General features: G+C 64.5%; 13 protein-coding genes. 5 read left to right on the forward strand and 8 right to left on the reverse strand.

Annotated features, from left to right (window positions below; all coding sequences use genetic code 11):
• Window positions 1-2,524 (reverse strand): beta strand repeat-containing protein (locus tag SO156_RS38940; RefSeq protein ID WP_498538465.1); only part of this gene is annotated, 2,524 nt, incomplete at its 3' end.
• On the opposite strand from SO156_RS38940, the gene SO156_RS38945 reads away from it, so the two are divergent.
• A complete protein-coding gene (locus SO156_RS38945; protein WP_498538466.1) occupies window positions 2,514-3,356 on the forward strand; it encodes a tetratricopeptide repeat protein in 843 nt (280 codons plus the stop codon). The genes SO156_RS38940 and SO156_RS38945 overlap by 11 nt on opposite strands.
• 173 nt (window positions 3,357-3,529) lie before the next feature.
• Here SO156_RS38945 and SO156_RS38950 read toward each other — a convergent pair whose 3' ends face one another.
• Complete coding sequence (locus SO156_RS38950; protein ID WP_458149170.1) at window positions 3,530-4,360, reverse strand: VOC family protein; 831 nt, start codon at window positions 4,358-4,360, stop codon at window positions 3,530-3,532.
• Window positions 4,361-5,276: 916 nt separating this feature from the next.
• Here SO156_RS38950 and SO156_RS38955 point away from each other — a divergent pair.
• On the forward strand, window positions 5,277-7,523 hold the full coding sequence (locus SO156_RS38955; RefSeq protein WP_498538467.1) for a TOMM precursor leader peptide-binding protein: 2,247 nt from the start codon (window positions 5,277-5,279) through the stop codon (window positions 7,521-7,523).
• A 93-nt stretch (window positions 7,524-7,616) separates the two neighbouring features.
• On the forward strand, window positions 7,617-8,984 hold the full coding sequence (locus SO156_RS38960; RefSeq protein WP_498538488.1) for a SagB/ThcOx family dehydrogenase: 1,368 nt from the start codon (window positions 7,617-7,619) through the stop codon (window positions 8,982-8,984).
• On the opposite strand, the gene SO156_RS38965 is transcribed toward SO156_RS38960, so the two are convergent.
• Window positions 8,974-9,939 (reverse strand): VOC family protein, encoded by a 966-nt coding sequence (locus SO156_RS38965; protein ID WP_498538468.1) that lies wholly within the window; start codon window positions 9,937-9,939, stop codon window positions 8,974-8,976. The two genes, SO156_RS38960 and SO156_RS38965, sit on opposite strands and share 11 nt — an antisense overlap.
• 185 nt (window positions 9,940-10,124) lie before the next feature.
• On the opposite strand from SO156_RS38965, the gene SO156_RS38970 reads away from it, so the two are divergent.
• Window positions 10,125-10,991: a S1C family serine protease gene (locus SO156_RS38970; RefSeq protein ID WP_498538469.1), complete on the forward strand. Its 867-nt coding sequence runs from the start codon at window positions 10,125-10,127 to the stop codon at window positions 10,989-10,991.
• Entirely contained in the window at window positions 10,988-11,353 is a 366-nt protein-coding gene (locus SO156_RS38975; protein ID WP_458149175.1) for a response regulator transcription factor, read from the forward strand. The genes SO156_RS38970 and SO156_RS38975 overlap by 4 nt, the downstream gene beginning before the upstream one ends.
• Before the next feature lie 20 nt (window positions 11,354-11,373).
• Here SO156_RS38975 and SO156_RS38980 read toward each other — a convergent pair whose 3' ends face one another.
• From SO156_RS38980 to SO156_RS39000, 5 genes are all read right to left on the reverse strand, one after another.
• Window positions 11,374-11,706: a DUF3551 domain-containing protein gene (locus SO156_RS38980; protein WP_498538470.1), complete on the reverse strand. Its 333-nt coding sequence runs from the start codon at window positions 11,704-11,706 to the stop codon at window positions 11,374-11,376.
• Between the two features lie 58 nt (window positions 11,707-11,764).
• On the reverse strand, window positions 11,765-12,838 hold the full coding sequence (locus SO156_RS38985) for a sensor histidine kinase (protein ID WP_458149177.1): 1,074 nt from the start codon (window positions 12,836-12,838) through the stop codon (window positions 11,765-11,767).
• Entirely contained in the window at window positions 12,825-13,517 is a 693-nt protein-coding gene (locus SO156_RS38990; RefSeq protein ID WP_458149178.1) for a response regulator transcription factor, read from the reverse strand. Before SO156_RS38990 ends, SO156_RS38985 begins: the two co-directional genes overlap by 14 nt.
• Before the next feature lie 136 nt (window positions 13,518-13,653).
• The gene (locus SO156_RS38995) at window positions 13,654-14,175 is read right to left on the reverse strand and encodes a hypothetical protein (protein WP_498538471.1); all 522 of its coding nucleotides are present in this window, start codon (window positions 14,173-14,175) and stop codon (window positions 13,654-13,656) included.
• Between the two features lie 130 nt (window positions 14,176-14,305).
• Window positions 14,306-16,642, reverse strand: a complete 2,337-nt coding sequence (locus tag SO156_RS39000; protein ID WP_498538472.1) for a Tex family protein — start codon at window positions 16,640-16,642, stop codon at window positions 14,306-14,308.
• Between the last annotated feature and the right edge of the window lie 262 nt (window positions 16,643-16,904).

Raw genomic sequence — 16,904 nt, forward strand, 5'->3', positions numbered from 1 at the left:
TGTCGTTCGAGCCGACGAGCGCGTTGCCGCTGGTGGACTGCGAGCCACCAAAGCCCGCCGCCCACACGCTCCAGCGCTGCGCGAACGGCACCGACGGCGCCTTGGTGAACATCGCGAACGCGTCGGTGGTCCTGCGCGCGGCGTAGGCGCTCGCCTGATCGTCCTCCTCGGCATAGCCCGTCGGCGACGTCGCGCCGCCAGAGCCGCTGCCTCTTCCCGCAAAGGGATCGGTGAGCACGCCCATGAACTGGCTCATCGCCTGGAACGTGGTCTGCTGCGAGCCGGAGGCGCTCTCGCCGGCGGCTTGCGTCAGCCCGCCCGCGGAGAGCGTGCTGTAGAGCAGCGGAATGCCATTGGAGTTGAAGAAATTGATCAGCCCATTTGCGACCGCCTGCTGGTTGCCATTGAGACCACCGGGACTGGCGAAGTTCAGGATCAGGGTGAGATAGGCGTCGTTGGCATCGTAGCTCAGCGTGGCGCGGAAGTTCGTCGGCAGGTTGGTGTCGACGAGCGAGCCGAACGTGCCCGAGACGCCACCGGCCGCGGTCAGGATCTTGTATTGCTTGCTGATCTGGCTGCCGCTGGCAAACACCGCGCTCACCGTGGCGCCGCCGAGCGTCGCCGTGCCGGTGACGGTTGTGAACGAGGCGGTCGATGGATTGACCTGCACGAGATAGAGCGCGCCCGATTGGAACGCGAGATTGCCCATCACCGTCATCGATGTGCCGGGCGTGCCATCGCCGGGCGCGAAGATACCGCCGGCATTAACCTGCGTGGCGCCGACGCTGCCGGTGCCGGTCAGCGTGCCGCCGGAATTGACGAACACGCCGCTGCTGCTTGCGATCGAGCCGTCGACCTCCAGCGTGCCACCGTTGATGGTGGTGCCGCCGGCATAGGTGTTGGCGGCCAGGAAGGTCAGCGTGCCGTCACCGGTCTTGGTGACGCCGCCGGCGCCGGACAGGCCAGTGCCGAAGCTGACATTGTTGCCGTTGGTGTCGAAGGTCGCCCCGTTGCTGCCGATCGCGGTCAGGCGCGACGAGATATCGGTCGACGTCCCGCTCGCCCATTGCAGGCCGCCGCCGTTGAGCGTGATCGTGCCCGAGCCGAAACTGCTGGCCGTGTTAAAATTGATCAGGCCGCCATTGACGGTCGTGCCGCCGCCATAGGTGTTGACGCCCGACAGCGTCAGCATGCCGGTGCCGATCTTCACCAGCGAACCGCCCGTGGTGGTACCGAGCCAGGCGGTGCAATCCCAGCCGGTCGCGCCACAGGCGCTGATCACCCCGCTCACCGTTGTGCTTAGATTATTACCGCCGACGGTGAGTTCGTTCAGGCCCAGATAGACCTCGCCGGCTCCCGCGATCGAGCCGGCAGTGAGCTTGTGGGCGCCGAGCGGGCCGGTACTCCCGGAGAAATCGAGCTTGCCGCCGGCATCGTTGGTGATGGCGGCGTTGCCGGCCGTGCTGGTGTTGTAGAAATACAGGTAGCTGTTGTTCGTGATGGCGGCGCTGCCGGCCGTGCTGGCGCCGAAGAAATACAGGTGGCTGTTGTTTGTGATGGCAGCATTGCCGGCCGTGCCGGCGTTGTTGAAATACAGGTAGTAGTTGTTGGTGACGGTGGCGCTGCCGGCAGTGCTGGTGTTGTTGAAGGACAAGTTGCCGTTGTTGGTGATGGTGGCGCTGCCGGCCGTCGACGTATCGTTGAAAATCAGGATACCTCCGGAGTTGGTGATCTGCGCGCTGCCGGCCGTGCTGGTGTTGTTGAAATACAGGCCCCCGCCGGTGGAGTCGTAATTGACGATCGTCGCGTTGCCGGCGGTGGACGTACCGTTGAAGATGACGTCGTGATAGTTGGTGATCGAGGCATTGCCCGCGCTCGCCGACTGGTTGAAGGTCGTATGATCAAAGTTGACGATCTGAGCGCTGGCTGCCGTCGACGTATCGTTGAAAGTGAGTTGGCCACCCACAACATATATCTGGGCGGTGCTGGCGGTGGCCGAATTGTTGAAATTGATCGTGCCCGTGCTGCCGATGACGGCGCTGCCGGCGCTGGACGAATTGTTGAAATTGAGCTGGTTTCCGATGCCGATGTTGGCATTGACCGCGGTCGAGGAGTCGTTGAAATTCACGATGCCGCTGGCGCTGGAGATGTTCGTTGCGGCTCCCGTGCCGCCGCTGGCCGAAGCACTGTTCTGAAAAGTCAGAGTCTGGCCGGCCGAGACGTTGAAGGTCTGTGCATTGGTGGAATTGTTGACGACGCCGGCGCCGTTCAGGGTGAAGGCATTGTCGATGGTGAACGTGTAGGCTTGCGCGTTCGGCGTGAACAGGATTTCACCGAGCGTGACGCTGCCGCCGGCATTCGAGACCGTCGTGGAGCCGGTATCGACGAAGGTGGCCGTCCCGGTCGGCAGGCTCCCCGTCGACCAGTTGGTAGACGTTGTCCATTCGCTGGTGGTGCCGGTCCACGTCGCGTCCTGGGCCGCCGCCGTCGAGCTGGCGGCAACCAGCGCCGTCGTGGCGAGCAACGCGCTCCAGGAAGTCGGAGAGGACGGCGGCTCCTCACCGGCCAGCGCAGCCAAAATCGTCATCGAGCAAGCCCTCGCCTCGAACAGTCAAACCTCGCGCGAGCGTTTTGCCATTTCCCAGACGATGCTGGAGAATGCGATCGTCGCCGAACCCGACAACCTCGACCTGAAGCTCGCGCTTGCCACGCTCCAGCTCCGCGGAATTCAAATGGTCTGGTACGGCCCTGCCGGGCACGCCTCCATCGAGAATGGCATCAAGTCCATCAGATCGCTGCTGGAGCCCGCGTTGCGGGCAAAGCCCAACTACATTCCGGTGCTGGATGCCCATTGCCGCTTCCTGAACACGACGAACCGGTTCGTCGAAAACCTGATCGCGTGTGCGAGAACGCTCAGCTTCGATCCCTGGAATGGAGTGGCCCTCTACCATCTTGGTCTCGCGCAGCTTCACCTCGGCCGCTTCGAGGACGCGCTGGCGACGTTCGATCAAGCCTATCGCTTCGATACGCCCGCCGCCTCGCGATGGACACGGCCGCTCGGCGCCGGCTGGGCCTGCACGCTGATGGGCCGCTACGAAGATGCCCTGCCCTGGCTGCAAAGATCGCTCGCGATCACATCCGGCAGCGGACGCACACATATGCTGCTTGCTGCCGCCTATCAGCATTTGGGCCAAACCGGCGAAGCAAAAGCGGCCCTGGCAAAGGGCCTGGAGCTGAGACCCGGCTCGACGGCCCGCAATGTGCCGACGACCCGCGAAAACACGAGCACGGTTTTTCTCGCGGCTGCCGACCGCGTCATGCAACTCATGGTCGACGCCGGACTGCCTGAAGGGTGAGCGGGCACAACGTGCCGGCGGCGGCACTCGGCAAAGCGCTTCGGCCTAAAGCCCGATGAAATCAGGATGAATCATCATCGCGCTTTAGGTTGTTGTTTCCGCATGATCTCCGCGCAAACGCGTTCCGCGTTTGTCGCGAGGGAAAACCGCTGCACACTTTTCTGGATCATGCTCTAGCGCTTCGTCTTGGGGAGCACCACCCTGCCCTTTGAAGCCATGCCACCCCACGTGGCAGACCAGCCGACTTCCGAGGCGGAGGGGCGCTCGTCGTCTTTCTGACCTCGGGCACCCTGCAGGGCAAACAGGGCGCCTTGGGGATCGGCACATCGCACGATCCAGCAACCATCGGGCAGCTCGCTTGGGCCCTGAAGGACACGGCCCCCGCCAGCATGAACGCGCTTGGCGGCCGCCCCGATGTCGTCGACATTGAAGTAATAGAGCCAACACGGCTGCGATACGCTCGGAAGCTTGGTAAGCATGCCGCCGATCGTCTGCCCAGCCGCCGAAATCAATTCATACAGATCTGCAGGATCGGTTCCTGCGCGGGCCTTCTGCCAACCGAGGAGCTCGCCGTAAAACGGAAAGATCTTGTTCCGGTCTTCAGCCAGCAACTCGTGCCAGCCCACGCGACCCGGCTCGTCCAATCCGCTGGGGTGCCGTGGGCCATATGTCAGTCCGGTGACCAGCGCAAACGTTGCTCCTTGCGGATCGGCGACCACTGAAATTCGACCGATGTTGCTGTCGGTCGGCGATACCAAAATGGCGCCCCCACAACGGCGGATCTGCGCGGCCTTCGCATCCATGTCGTCGACGGCAACGTAGCCGACCCACCTCGGTGTCGCCCCCAATCGCCGTCCCTCTTCCGGCAGTTCCATGAGACCACCGACCGGACCGTCGCCGGCAGTCACCACCGTGTAAGCGAACCCTGCCGTCGAGACGTCCTTCGCGCCCCAGCCGACAACCTTACCATAGAAGGCACCCGCCGCCGTGACGTCGGTCGTCATCAGCTCGTACCAAACGAAGTATCCGGGTTGATCGACCAAGGCAGTTTCTCCGTTCAGGCGGGAGACAGTTGCGGCACTGCATCAGCCGCGCGCAGCGTAGACAAGACAAGTGATCGAAGGTGAACTCGTTCATGAAGATGAATGCAATCTGAACGAGCGCCACTGCATTTTCGTGTGTTCGTGAATCTTGCCTGCCCTGTCGGCTCGGCGTAGACTTTCTTCCGAGGATATCCTTCCCGCAACATTCGGAGGATGCGACCATGCAGCGGGTGAAGCAAGCTTCGAAAAAGAAGCGCGTAGCCAAGGCCGCCGTGCCGGCGTTGGGAGCCGCCGGACTAACTTTTTCGCTCGCCGGCAGCGCATCAGCAGCCGCGGTGCCAACAGGTGACGTTCAGCAGAGACTGAACTTTTCACCGGGGCATGCGATCATGCTCGGTGAAGAGGAAATGACTGACGTCAGCTTGGCCACCTTCCATCTGTTCGACAAGGAAGATGCCAGCGACCGCGTACAACTCGCCTACCGCGGATGCGGCGGTTGCCGCGGCTGCAGAGGCTGCAGAGGCTGCGGCTGCAGAAGTTGCCGATGCGGCGTCGGTTGTCGGTGTGCCGGATGTGCCGTGGTAGGTTGCGCCGTCGTATCCTGCGCGGGCTGTTGTGCATCGTGGGGCCGCTGCCGCTGGTGCTAGGCGACGCGCGGTTCGATCGTGTATCGACAAGCCTCTTATTGGCCGGGCTCGAAAGCGACCCGGCCGTTTTCTCGTTTTCGTCGCAAGGTTCGCCGAACCTGCCTTGGACGGCTTGCCGGGGACGAGCGGGTGTGTTCCAAATCAAACGAAGACTTCCCGTGGGTGAGCCAACGGCTCGTCGCGCACGGGCGGTCTGAGATGACGGACAACACCATCCGCGTGCCGCCCCGATGACAGCCAATCGCAAGATCCGCGTTGCGAGACCGGCCCGCAAGGATATCTTGCGGTTCGCACCAAATTACACCGCCTACACGCTGCCTCCCGATGCGGTCTGCCTCTATTCCGAGGATCGCAAGTACTTCCTGCACGGCGAGCTCTATTGTGCGCTGGCCGCAGCGATCGGAAGCAACGGACGGGCGGTTTCGGAAATCATTCGCCAGCTTTCAAAAAGCTTTCCGACGAACAAGATCGAGGAAGCGATCGGGCGGCTGGTCGAACGCCGCTATGCCACTACGGCAGGATCGGCCGCATTCACAGGCGCCGTCGCTGGCTATTGGGCGAGCCTTGGCCTGCCTCCCGAGACAGCAGAACAGAACCTGCGCGCCTGCCCGGTGAGGGTGGAATCGATCGATGTCAAAGGCGCCAAGGAACTGAGCGCGGCCTTGAGCAAACTCGGCGTTCAAATCGCCAAGCGTTCGCCCAGGCTCGTGATCACGCTGGTGAACGACTATCTTGACCGGCGGCTCGCTGAGCTGAACGGCGAGCGCGTGGCCAATGGGACGCCCTGGCTGCTGGTGCAGCCGTCCGGCGTGTTTCCGCTGGTAGGCCCCATCTTCAAACCGGGCGAGAGCGCCTGCTGGACCTGTCTGTTCGATCGCATGATACGCAATCGGGAAATCAAGGGATTTCTCGACCGCGGACTGGCGCAGCCGGTCGCCGTATCGCCCCTGGCCCATGACACCGTTGGACAGACCGCCATCCACTTCGCTGCCATCGAGACTGCGAAAGCAATTGCCTCGGGTTTTCGCACCGACCTGCGCGATCACATTGCAAGCTTCGACCTGACTGGTGCGGTCATCGCTAAGCACTATGTCGCGCGTCGCCCGCAATGTCCGACCTGCGGCAGCAAGAAGCTGCAGAGTCCGCGCCGGGCGGAGGCGCCTGTCGAGATTGCCGAGGGCCGGAAGCTCATCATGACCAGCGGCGGATATCGCACCGTGACGTCTCGCGCCACCGTGGCGCGCTTCCGCAAACACGTAAGTCCGTTGACCGGCGTGGTCTCGCGGCTCGAGCGGATCGAGGCCGATCTGCCGATGAACACCAATTTTTTTGCTCACCACAATTTCTCTGCGCCAGCCTTGAGCGTCGATGAGCTCAGGTCGGGACTGAACGGCGGCAGCTTCGGCAAGGGCTCCACCGCCGAGCAGGGCGAAGCCAGCGCGCTGATGGAGGCGATCGAGCGGTACTCGGGCATTTTCCAGGGAGACGAAATCAGGACGAAGCGCCGCTTCACCGATTTCGCTCCCGGTGATGCCCTTCTTCCCAACGACGTCCAGCTCTTCAGCGACACGCAGTTTCAAAACAGGCATGCCCCGCAGCCGGATGATTCACATCCGGTTCCTGAGCCGTTCGATCCCTCGACCAAGAACGAGTGGTCGCCGGTCTGGTCGTTGCGCGACAAGCGTTTCAAGTATCTTCCGACGGGCCTGCTGTACTTTTTCTACGGCGGATTCCACACGGACTCCAACGGGTGCGCGGCGGGCAACACCCGCGACGAAGCCATCGTTCAGGGCTTCCTCGAACTTGTCGAACGCGATGCCTACGCCATCTGGTGGTACAACCGGCTGCAGCGTGCCGAAGTCGACCTTACGCAATTCGACGATTCCTATGTGCGGGATCTGCGAGCCCAGTTTGCCGATGCGGGGCGCAAGCTTTGGGTGCTCGACATCACCAGCGATCTCGGCATTCCCTCTTACGTGGCGATCACGCACTGGATGCAGAACGGACACGAAAATATCGAGTTCGGCTCCGGCTCGCATTTCGATCGCCGCATAGCATTGCTGCGTTCCCTCACCGAGCTGACCCAGTTCATGTCAATCGGCCTGATGGGCGGCGGAACTGGCGAGAAGCCGACACTTGACGGTGTCACGCCGCTGCGACTTGACGATTATCCCTTCCTGATCCCGAGCGACAATCCGATCGTCCGGCCGGCACCGGGCCTCAAGCTTCACGATAACACGAGCGACCAGGTCAATGCCTGCATCGAGATCGCCACCGGCGCGGGACATGATTTCCTCGTGCTTGACCAGACGCGGCCCGACGTCGAGGTCCCCGTCGTCAGAGTGCTCGTTCCGGGCTTGCGGCATTTCTATCGCCGCTTCGCGCCCGGCCGGCTTTACGATGTTCCGGTGAAGCTCGGATTATTGGATCGCCCGCGACTGGAAGGCGAACTCACTCCGTTCCTGCCGCACACATGAAGGTGGCCTGTCGTGCGCTCGCCCCGGAAAAGATCGACCAGGAAGATCGCACCCGTCATCGCCGCCCGATTGAACGGTCGTTTTTCCCTTCACATGCAGGCCGACGGAAGCATCGCCGCTGCCCTGGGCGGCTATTCGGTCAATCTTGGACAATTCGGCACGGCGGCGATCGACCGTGCGGGACATCTCGCCTCCGGGCTGCCGCTCGCCTCCTTTGCCGGCAAAAGCGTCCTCGCAAGGCAGGTTCACGCGCTGGTGCATCGACTGGCACGGCACGGGCTGCTCGAATACCGCCTATCCTCTCCGCGTGACGAGCAGGACCTCGTCGTCATCGAGCCCCAGGTCGCCGAATACTGGCCGCACTGCGCAAAACTTGGGAACGGTGATACCCTCGTGTTGTCGCGCTTCGCCTATCTGCACCGGCGCGGCAACGAGATGGTGCTGGAATCGCCGCGCGCCGGCGCGCTGTTTCGGATCTGCGATCCCGCGATCGCCGCCACCCTCGCGGCCCTGTCGCGGCCCCGGAGGATCAGCACGCTTCGCCGCCAGACGGCCTCCTTGAGCCTCGATCTACTCGGATTGCTGCTCGACAGCCGGATGCTGATCAAGCTCAACGCGAAAGACGGCGACGGCCTTCGGGAGAATGAAGGCGATGGCAGTCTCGTTCTCTGGGATTTCCACGATCTCGTGTTTCACACGCGGAGCACGGAGGGTCGGCATGCCAGTCCAGTTGGCGGCACATTCACCTATGCGGGCCTCGTTCCACCGCTGCCGGCGATACGTCCGCGTTGGCCCGGCGAGAAGATCGACCTTCGCAAATTCTCCATGCCGGAGCCGATCTCGCCCTTCACGAAGCTGCTGCGTGATCGCCATTCAATCCGAGATTTCGACGACCGGCATCCGATCGCGCTTGCCGAGCTCGCACGGTTTCTCGACACCACGGCTCGCGTGCTATCGGAATGGAAGAGCGGCGCGAATTTTGACGGCATTCCCGAAGTCACCTACAGCACAAGGCCTTATCCATCGGCGGGGAGCGCCTACGAGCTGGAATTGTATCTGGCGGTCGCGAACTGCGAGGGCCTTGCACGCGGATTCTACCACTACGATGCAGGCGCTCACGCACTGATAGCGATCGGCGCTTCGGCGCAGCAGGTCCAGGCGCTCTCGACGGCGGCCGCGTTTGCCATGGACGCGCCCGGTCCACCGCAGGTCCTGATCACGATCGCCGCGCGCTTTGGGCGGATGTCCTGGAAATACAGCTCAATCGCATATTCGCTGATCCTGAAGGATGTTGGCACCATGATCCAGACATTCTATCTGGCGGCGACCGACATGGGGCTTGGCGGCTGCGCCATCGGCACCAACGACATCGATCTGTTTGCGAAAATCACCGAGCTCGAAGTTCATGTCGAGAGCCCGGTCGGCCAATTCGCGCTCGGACGCGGCAAGGTCACACCCTGAGCAGCCGCACCCGCGTGCCCCAGGGATCGAGGGCTTCGACGCCATTCGCAAGCGCCGTGACCTGCGCGCCCGCCCTGCCCAGACGCTCCTCCTGCGCGGCGAGAATGTCCTGCTTCTCCGTCACCAGCGAGAACCAGGCGAGCCCGGTTGTCGTATCGTCGCGGCGGCCGGCGCCCTGGCTCTGCCAGACGTTCATGCCGAGGTGATGATGATAGCGGCCGGAGGAGAGGAACGCGGCGCCGTTGCGGCGGCGGGTCGGATCGAGGCCGACCGTGCCGTGATAAAAGCCTTCGGCCTGCGCGAGGTCGCCGACGCGCAAGTGCATGTGCCCGACGCGCAGGCCCTCGGGCGCCTTGGCATAGTCGCTCACGCGCGTGTTGGTGAGCGACAGCAGGTCCGGAACGTTCAGCTCGTCGGTTGCCATCTTCACCGAGCCTTCGCTCCACTGCCATTGCGAAGGATCGCGGTCGGCATAAACCTCGATGCCGTTGCCTTCGGGATCGTCGAGATAGACGGACTCACTGACGAGATGATCGGCAAAGCCCGTCAACGGCACACGATTCGAGGCGGCATGCACCAGCCAGCGCGCGAGATCCTTGCGCGTCGGCATCAGGAAGGCGGTGTGATAGAGACCGGCCGCGCTGCGTGGCTCGACCGCAGCATCGGGATGCGCTTCCAGCACGAGCAGTGTTATGCCGCCGGCACCGAGTTGCGCTGAACTCGCCGAACGCACCATCACCGTGAGCCCCAGCACGTCGCGATAGTAGTCGGCAACGGTATCGAGATTTTTGACCCGCAGCGTCACCATGCCAACGCGCATCGGCGTGCGGCTGGCATAGGTCGGACCGACGCTGCCCGGATTGCCTTCGGCGCGCGCCGCGGCTGCGGCAGCCGCCGCGAGCGTCGTGGCGCCGGCGAGGTGAAGCAGCGTGCGGCGGGTCAGGTCGATGGTCATCCGGGGTCTTCTCGAAAATGCGTGGGAGCCTGAGGCGCAATGGCCGGCCGATTGCTACACGTTCCCGTGACCTCCTCCCAATCACATGTTCGTCGGCCGGGACATTACGGAGCCTCCTGACCATCCGGCCAGTTTTCAGAGCGCCCGCGGCATCCCAGATTTGGGACAACCGACAGGAGCTTCCTATGATCGACCCTACCCCCCTTGCCGCGCTCTCGTCAGCGCTTTCGGATGTGGTTACACGCACCGCGCCTTCGCTCGTCTCCGTTCACTCGCATCGGTTGCGCGCCTCCGGCTTTGCCTGGAAGGCGGGCCTCATCATCACGGCCGACGAGGCGCTGGCCGACGAGGGCGAGGTCGAGATCAGGCTCGCCGACGGAAGCACGCGGACGGCCACGATGGTCGGCCGCGACCACACCACCGACATCGCGCTGCTGCGCGTCAATGCCGACATCCCACCGGTCAAGCTGATGTCCGGCGCCCCTGCGCTCGGGTCGCTCGCCGTCGTCGTCGCAGCCGACCGTGGCGCACCCACGGCATCTCTCGGCATGGTGTCGCTCGCGGGCCCTGGCTGGCGCAGCCTGCGCGGTGGCGACATCGAGGCGCGCATCGAGCTCGACGTGCGGCTGCGCCACAGCCACGAGGGCGGGCTCGCGCTGAATGCGCAAGGCGAGCCGTTCGGCATGGCGGTGCAGGGACCTCGGCGCGTGCTGGTGATCCCTTCCGCGACCATCGAGCGTGTCGCGGCGCAGCTCGAAACGCGCGGCCGGATCGCACGCGGCTATCTCGGGCTCGGCCTGCAACCGGTGCGGCTCGATGATGGCGTCGGCGCGATGGTGATGAATGTCGACAAATCCGGGCCATCTGCCGCGGCCGGCATCCGGCAGGGCGACGTCATCGTGGCCGTCAATGACGAGAAGCTCGCTGGCGTCCGCGCGCTGTCGCGCTCCCTCGGACCCGAAAGCGTAGGCTCGGTCGTCGACGTCGCGGTGCGCCGTGGCGGCGAGCCGGTGAGCTTCAAGGTCACGATCGGCGAGAGGCCGGAGGCGTGAGCGAGGACACGACGCAGGACATCGCGATCGCGCTGGAAATCGGCGATCCAGCCGTAGCCGACCGGCTGGCGTCGCTGCTCGGCAGCGTCGCCGGTTTGCGGCTCGTCGCGCCCGGAGATCCGGCCGCGGTGGTCGTACGCGACCGGCAACCCTCGCCGGCCGATATCGAGCTGACGCCGCGCGAGCTCGACGTGCTCGGGCTGATGGCCGAAGGCGCCTCGAACAAGATGATCGCGCGCCAGCTCAGCATCTCCGTGCACACCGTCAAGTTCCATGTCGGCTCGCTGCTCGACAAGCTGGATGCCACCGGCCGCACCGATGCGGTCGCCCATGCCGCGCGGCGCGGCGTGATCAATTTGTAGCGCGTCGCACAAAGCGTGCCCTAGTAGACGCGGCCTTGTCGTCGATGGACGTGGCCCGGTGACGCCTGATCTGCCTGCTGCCAATATGGGTTGGCGTAGCACGTAGCCGAGAGTCCCGACGCCGTCGCCCTGCACTGATCCAAAGACGTGTAACCGCAGTAGATGGAGATGGAACCGGCCGCCCCCCACTTCTGGAGACAAACGGGATAATTGGAATCATAGCGTTGAGCCGCGGCCGGGGCGACCGCCAGGATCGTCGTGACCAGCAGGATTATCCAACGAAGCATGCGCATCGCAACCTCGTTCAAGCCAGCGCTATTGAACAGGGCACCGCTGACCCGCGCAAGGTGCATTTCACCGCACTTCTGCTTCCTGGGAACAGCGGGGCCATCGCCTCTCAAATTTGTGCGCCTACAGTGCGGATAGCGGAAAGCGGAGTTGGATCGTCAGCCCCGGCGCGTTGTCACGCAGCGCGATCTCAGCGCCGTGGAGACGTGCGATCGCGGCGACGAGGCTCAGGCCCAGGCCGTTGCCCGGCGTGTAGCGGCTCTGCTCGAGTCGGTAAAAGCGCTTGAATACATGGTCCTGTTGATCTTTCGGGATGCCGGGCCCGTCATCAGTGATCGAAATCAGCGCGCCACCTTCGCCGGACTTGCAGACCACGCTCACCTGCCCATTCGCGCGACCGTGTTTGATCGCGTTGTCGACGAGGTTGGCGATGGCATCGAACAGCAGGTCGCGGTCGCCGGTGACCCTGACTTCGCGGTCGCCGGTCAAATTGAGACGAGTCGCAACCTGCTCGGCGGCGGCATCGTAGAGCTCGACCACCTCGCCGGCGATCTCCACGAGGTTCAGCTCGCGAAACGCGCCCTTGCGCGCGCGGGTCTCGATCTCGGAGATCCGCGTGATGGAGGCGAACATGCCGAGCACGGCATCGAGATCGGCAATGGTATCGCCGATCAGTGCCGCGTCGGCTTCGCTGTTGCGCGGGGCGTGATAGGCCTTCTCGAGCCGGCCGCGCATGCGCGTCAGCGGCGTGCGCAGATCGTGCGCGACGTTATCGCTGACCTGCTTGACCTCGCCCATCAGGGTTTCGATGCGGTCGAGCATCTGGTTGAGGTTTTCCGCGACGCGATCCCATTCGTCATGGCTGCCGCGCAAGGGGATGCGCTGATCGAGGCCCGAGAGCATGATGGCCCGGCTGGTGGCGTTGATCTGTTCGATGCGGCCGACCGTGCGCCGCGTCACCAGCACGGCGGCCACCGCGGCGAGCACCAGCAGCAGCAGGGCGACCGCAATCATGGCGAGCTCGATCATCCCGGTGAAGCCGTCGTGATCGCCGACGTCGCCGACGCGGCTCTCCACATAGGCGAGCGTTCCATAATAGACATAGGCGATGATCGCCGCGACGATCAGGCCGAAGATCGCGATCGCGATCAGCGCCAGGCGAAACGTCGACGACTTGAGCGTGTTAGCCAGGAGCACGGAGGCAATATCCGATGCCGCGAATGGTGTGGATCAGCGGATAGGCCTGACTGTCGTCGACCTTGCGGCGGACGCGGCCGACATAGACGTCGATGATGTTGGTGGAGGGATCGAAATGCAGGTCCCAGACGTGCTGGAGCAGCATCGCGCGGGAGACGACGCGGCCCTCGTTGCGGACGAGATATTCGAGCAGCTGGAATTCGCGCGGCAGCAGCGGGATCTTCTTGCCGCGGCGGGAGGCAGCTCGCGATATCAAATCGACGGCGAGATCGCCGACGCGCAGGATCGTCTCCTTTGCGATCGTCTCGCTGCGGCGGCCGAGCGCCTCCAGGCGCGCGAGCAGCTCGACGAAAGAGAACGGCTTGACGAGATAGTCATCTCCGCCGGCACGCAAGCCCCGCACGCGATCGTCGACCTCGCCGAGCGCGGAGATGATCAGAAAGGGTGAAGCGATGCCGTCGTCGCGCATCTGGCGCATGACCGTGATGCCGTCGATGTCGGGGAGCATGCGGTCGATGGTGATCACCGCATAGTCGCGCTCGCTGCCGCGGCTGAGCGCCTCGCGCCCTGTCGCGGCAAGATCGACCTCGTAGCCGCTCGTCGTCAGTTCTTCAGCGAGCTGGCCTGCGGTCTCCAGGTCGTCCTCGACGACGAGTATGCGGCGGTGACCTCCGCTCATGCCTCAACCCATGGCTCAAGTTCATGGCTCAAGTTCTTGGCTCAACTTCTTGCGACGATCGCCACCAGACTATCCCGTTCCGGGGCAGGGCGGAACTGTCCAGCGGCGATCGCGACAACGGTGCGGTCACGCAATGCTAGTACCAATCGTCCCCGCACACATTGACCCATTGCCAGCCCCAGGGCGTCCAGCTCTGGCGCCAGCAGCCACCGTAAAAGCCGGCGTAGATGAACGGCGCGCCGAAGAAGGCGAAGCGACGATGATGCCGGAAGAAGAAGGCGTGTCGGCCGATGAAAGGCCTGCCGCGGAAGCCGGCGCCGGCGAAGCGCGGCCCGACGAAAGCTGCGCGGGCGGCCATTGGGTTGCCTGCAAAGCGCGGTGCGAAGGCCGCGCGGCCTGCAATCGGAGCGCCGGCGAAGCGCGCGCCACCAAAGCTCGCGCCACCAAATCGAGCACCGCCCATACCGCCGAAATGAGCGCCACCCATACCGCCGCCCATTCCACCGGCACGCATGCCACCGCCCATGCCGCCACCGCCGCCAAAGCCGCCGCCATGCCCGCCGCCACCACCGCCGCGTTGGGCCAGGACGGGCGACGCAACCGCCAGCGTCGCGGCGACTGCCGCTGCGACGAGGCCTGTGAGAAGCCTGTTGCTCATCGGAAAACCTCCTTGCAGTGCGGCGACATGCCTCGCCGCCCGAGGAGGCTCAGGAGATGAGAATAGAGGGGCTCCTTCAACTTACAAATGCGCCAGATTCTGACGCGGAAGTTAGTTTGAGCGGGGCGCCTTACACAGGTTTGCCGCGACCGCTCTTTTCTGCGGCGCGGCGCAGCGCTTCGGCGAGCGCGCCGCCACCGGAGGACTCCTGCTTGCGCGGCGCCGACGAGGTCATGCGGCCAGCGTTGCGCGGATTATCGCGCTGCATGCCGGGCGCGTCCTTCGTGGCTCCGACCTCGTCGTCGAGGCGCAGCGTCAGCGAGATGCGCTTGCGGGCGACCTCGAAGTCCAGCACCTTCACCTTGACGATGTCGCCCGGCTTCACCACCTCGCGGGGATCCTTGATGAAGTTCTTGGACATTGCCGAGATGTGCACGAGGCCGTCCTGGTGCACGCCGATATCGACGAAGGCGCCGAAGGCGGCCACGTTGGTTACGGTGCCCTCGAGGATCATGCCCTTCTTGAGGTCCTTGATCTCCTCGACGCCTTCCTTGAACACGGCGGCCTTGAACGCCGGGCGCGGGTCGCGGCCCGGCTTCTCGAGCTCGCGCAGGATGTCGGTGACGGTCGGCAGACCGAACGTCTCGTCGACGAAATCCTTGGGCTTCAGCGTACGCACGACCTCGCTGCTGCCGATCAGCGCCTTGATGTCGCTCTTGGTGGCCGCAAGAATCCGGCGCACCACCGGATAGGCTTCCGGATGCACGCCGGAGGCATCGAGCGGATCCTCGCCACCGAGGATGCGCAGGAAGCCCGCGCACTGCTCGAACGCCTTCGGCCCGAGCCGCGGCACCTCCTTGAGCGCCTTGCGCGACTTGAACGGGCCGTTGGCGTCGCGATGCTGCACAATGCTTGCGGCAAGGCCCGCACCGACGCCCGACACACGCGCGAGCAGCGGCGCTGAGGCGGTGTTGACGTCGACACCGACGGCGTTCACGCAGTCCTCGACCACGGCATCGAGCGACTTGGCAAGCTTGGCCTGGCCGAGATCGTGCTGGTACTGGCCGACACCGATCGCCTTGGGCTCGATCTTGACGAGTTCGGCGAGCGGATCCTGCAGGCGCCGGGCGATCGAGACCGCACCGCGCAGGGTCACGTCCAGGCCCGGCAGTTCCTGCGATGCGAAGGCCGAGGCCGAATAGACCGAGGCGCCTGCTTCCGACACCACGATCTTGGTCATCTTCAGCTCGGCGAGCCCCTTGACGAGCTCGGTTGCGAGCTTGTCGGTCTCGCGCGAGGCGGTGCCGTTGCCGATCGCGATCAGCTCGACGCGATGTTTCAGCGCGAGCCTGCCGAGCGTCGCGAGCGACTCGTTCCACTGCCGCTGCGGCTCGTGCGGATAGATCGCGGTGGTGTCGACGACCTTGCCGGTCGCGTCGATCACGGCGACCTTGACGCCGGTGCGGTAGCCGGGATCGAGCCCCATGGTGACGCGGGTGCCGGCGGGCGCGGCCAGCAGCAGATCGCGCAGATTGGAGGCGAACACGCGCACGGCCTCGGTCTCGGCCGCGTTCCACAGCCGCATCCGCAGATCGATGTTGAGATGCACCTGGATCTTGGTGCGCCAGGCCCAGCGCACGGTGTCGATCAGCCAGCGGTCGCCCGCGCGCTTGAGGTCCGCGATGCCGAACCGCTTCATGATCTTCAGTTCATAGGCGCTCGGCACGCCCGCCGGCGGCGCCTCGGCCTCGGCCTGGATCTGCAGGTCGAGGATCTCTTCCTTCTCGCCGCGGAACATCGCGAGGATGCGATGCGACGGGAGTTTTGTCAGCGGCTCGGAGAACTCGAAATAGTCGGCGAACTTCTCGCCCTCGGTCTTCTTGCCCTCGCGCACCTTGGAGGCCATGCGCGCATTGCTCCACACCTCCTCGCGCAAGCTTCCGATCAGGTCGGCGTCCTCGTCGAAGCGCTCGACCAGAATGGCGCGTGCGCCGTCGAGTGCGGCGACGGCATCCGCGACGCCCTTCTCGGCATTGACGAACGTTTCCGCCACCACCTTCGGATCATTCGCGGGCTCCGCCATCAGCTGGTTGGCGAGCGGCTCGAGGCCGGCCTCCTTGGCGATCTCCGCCTTGGTGCGACGCTTGGGCTTGAACGGCAGGTAGATATCTTCCAGGCGCGCCTTGCTGTCGGCGGCCATGATGGTGGCCTCCAGCGCCGCGTCGAGCTTGCCCTGCTCACGGATCGATTCGAGGATCGCCTTGCGGCGGTCTTCGAGCTCGCGCAAATAGACGAGGCGCTCTTCCAGCGTGCGGAGCTGCGCGTCGTCGAGCGCGCCGGTGGCCTCCTTGCGGTAGCGGGCGATGAAGGGAACCGTGGCGCCGCCGTCGAGCAGCTCCACCGCCGCCTGAACCTGCTCCTCCCGGGCCCCGAGCTCCTGCGCAATCTTCTGGTTGATGTTTGCCACGCCAGTTTCCTTTAATCCAAGCACGCGACGCGAACCGAACCGACGGCCCGCGGGACGCCGCTTATGGACCAACCCGACTTGATTCATCAAGGTACGACACGGAACCGTCGACAGGGGATTTTTTTGTTGCCTTGATGCGATCTCGCCACATTCGTTCGGTCATGGCCGGAATGGACAACTCTCGTGTCCCGGACGCGCCGCAGCGCGTGAGCGCTGCTGCGCAGAGCCGGGATACGGAGGCCATCCCCGGCCTCGGCTGCAT

The organism is Bradyrhizobium sp. UFLA05-125, assembly GCF_059803515.1.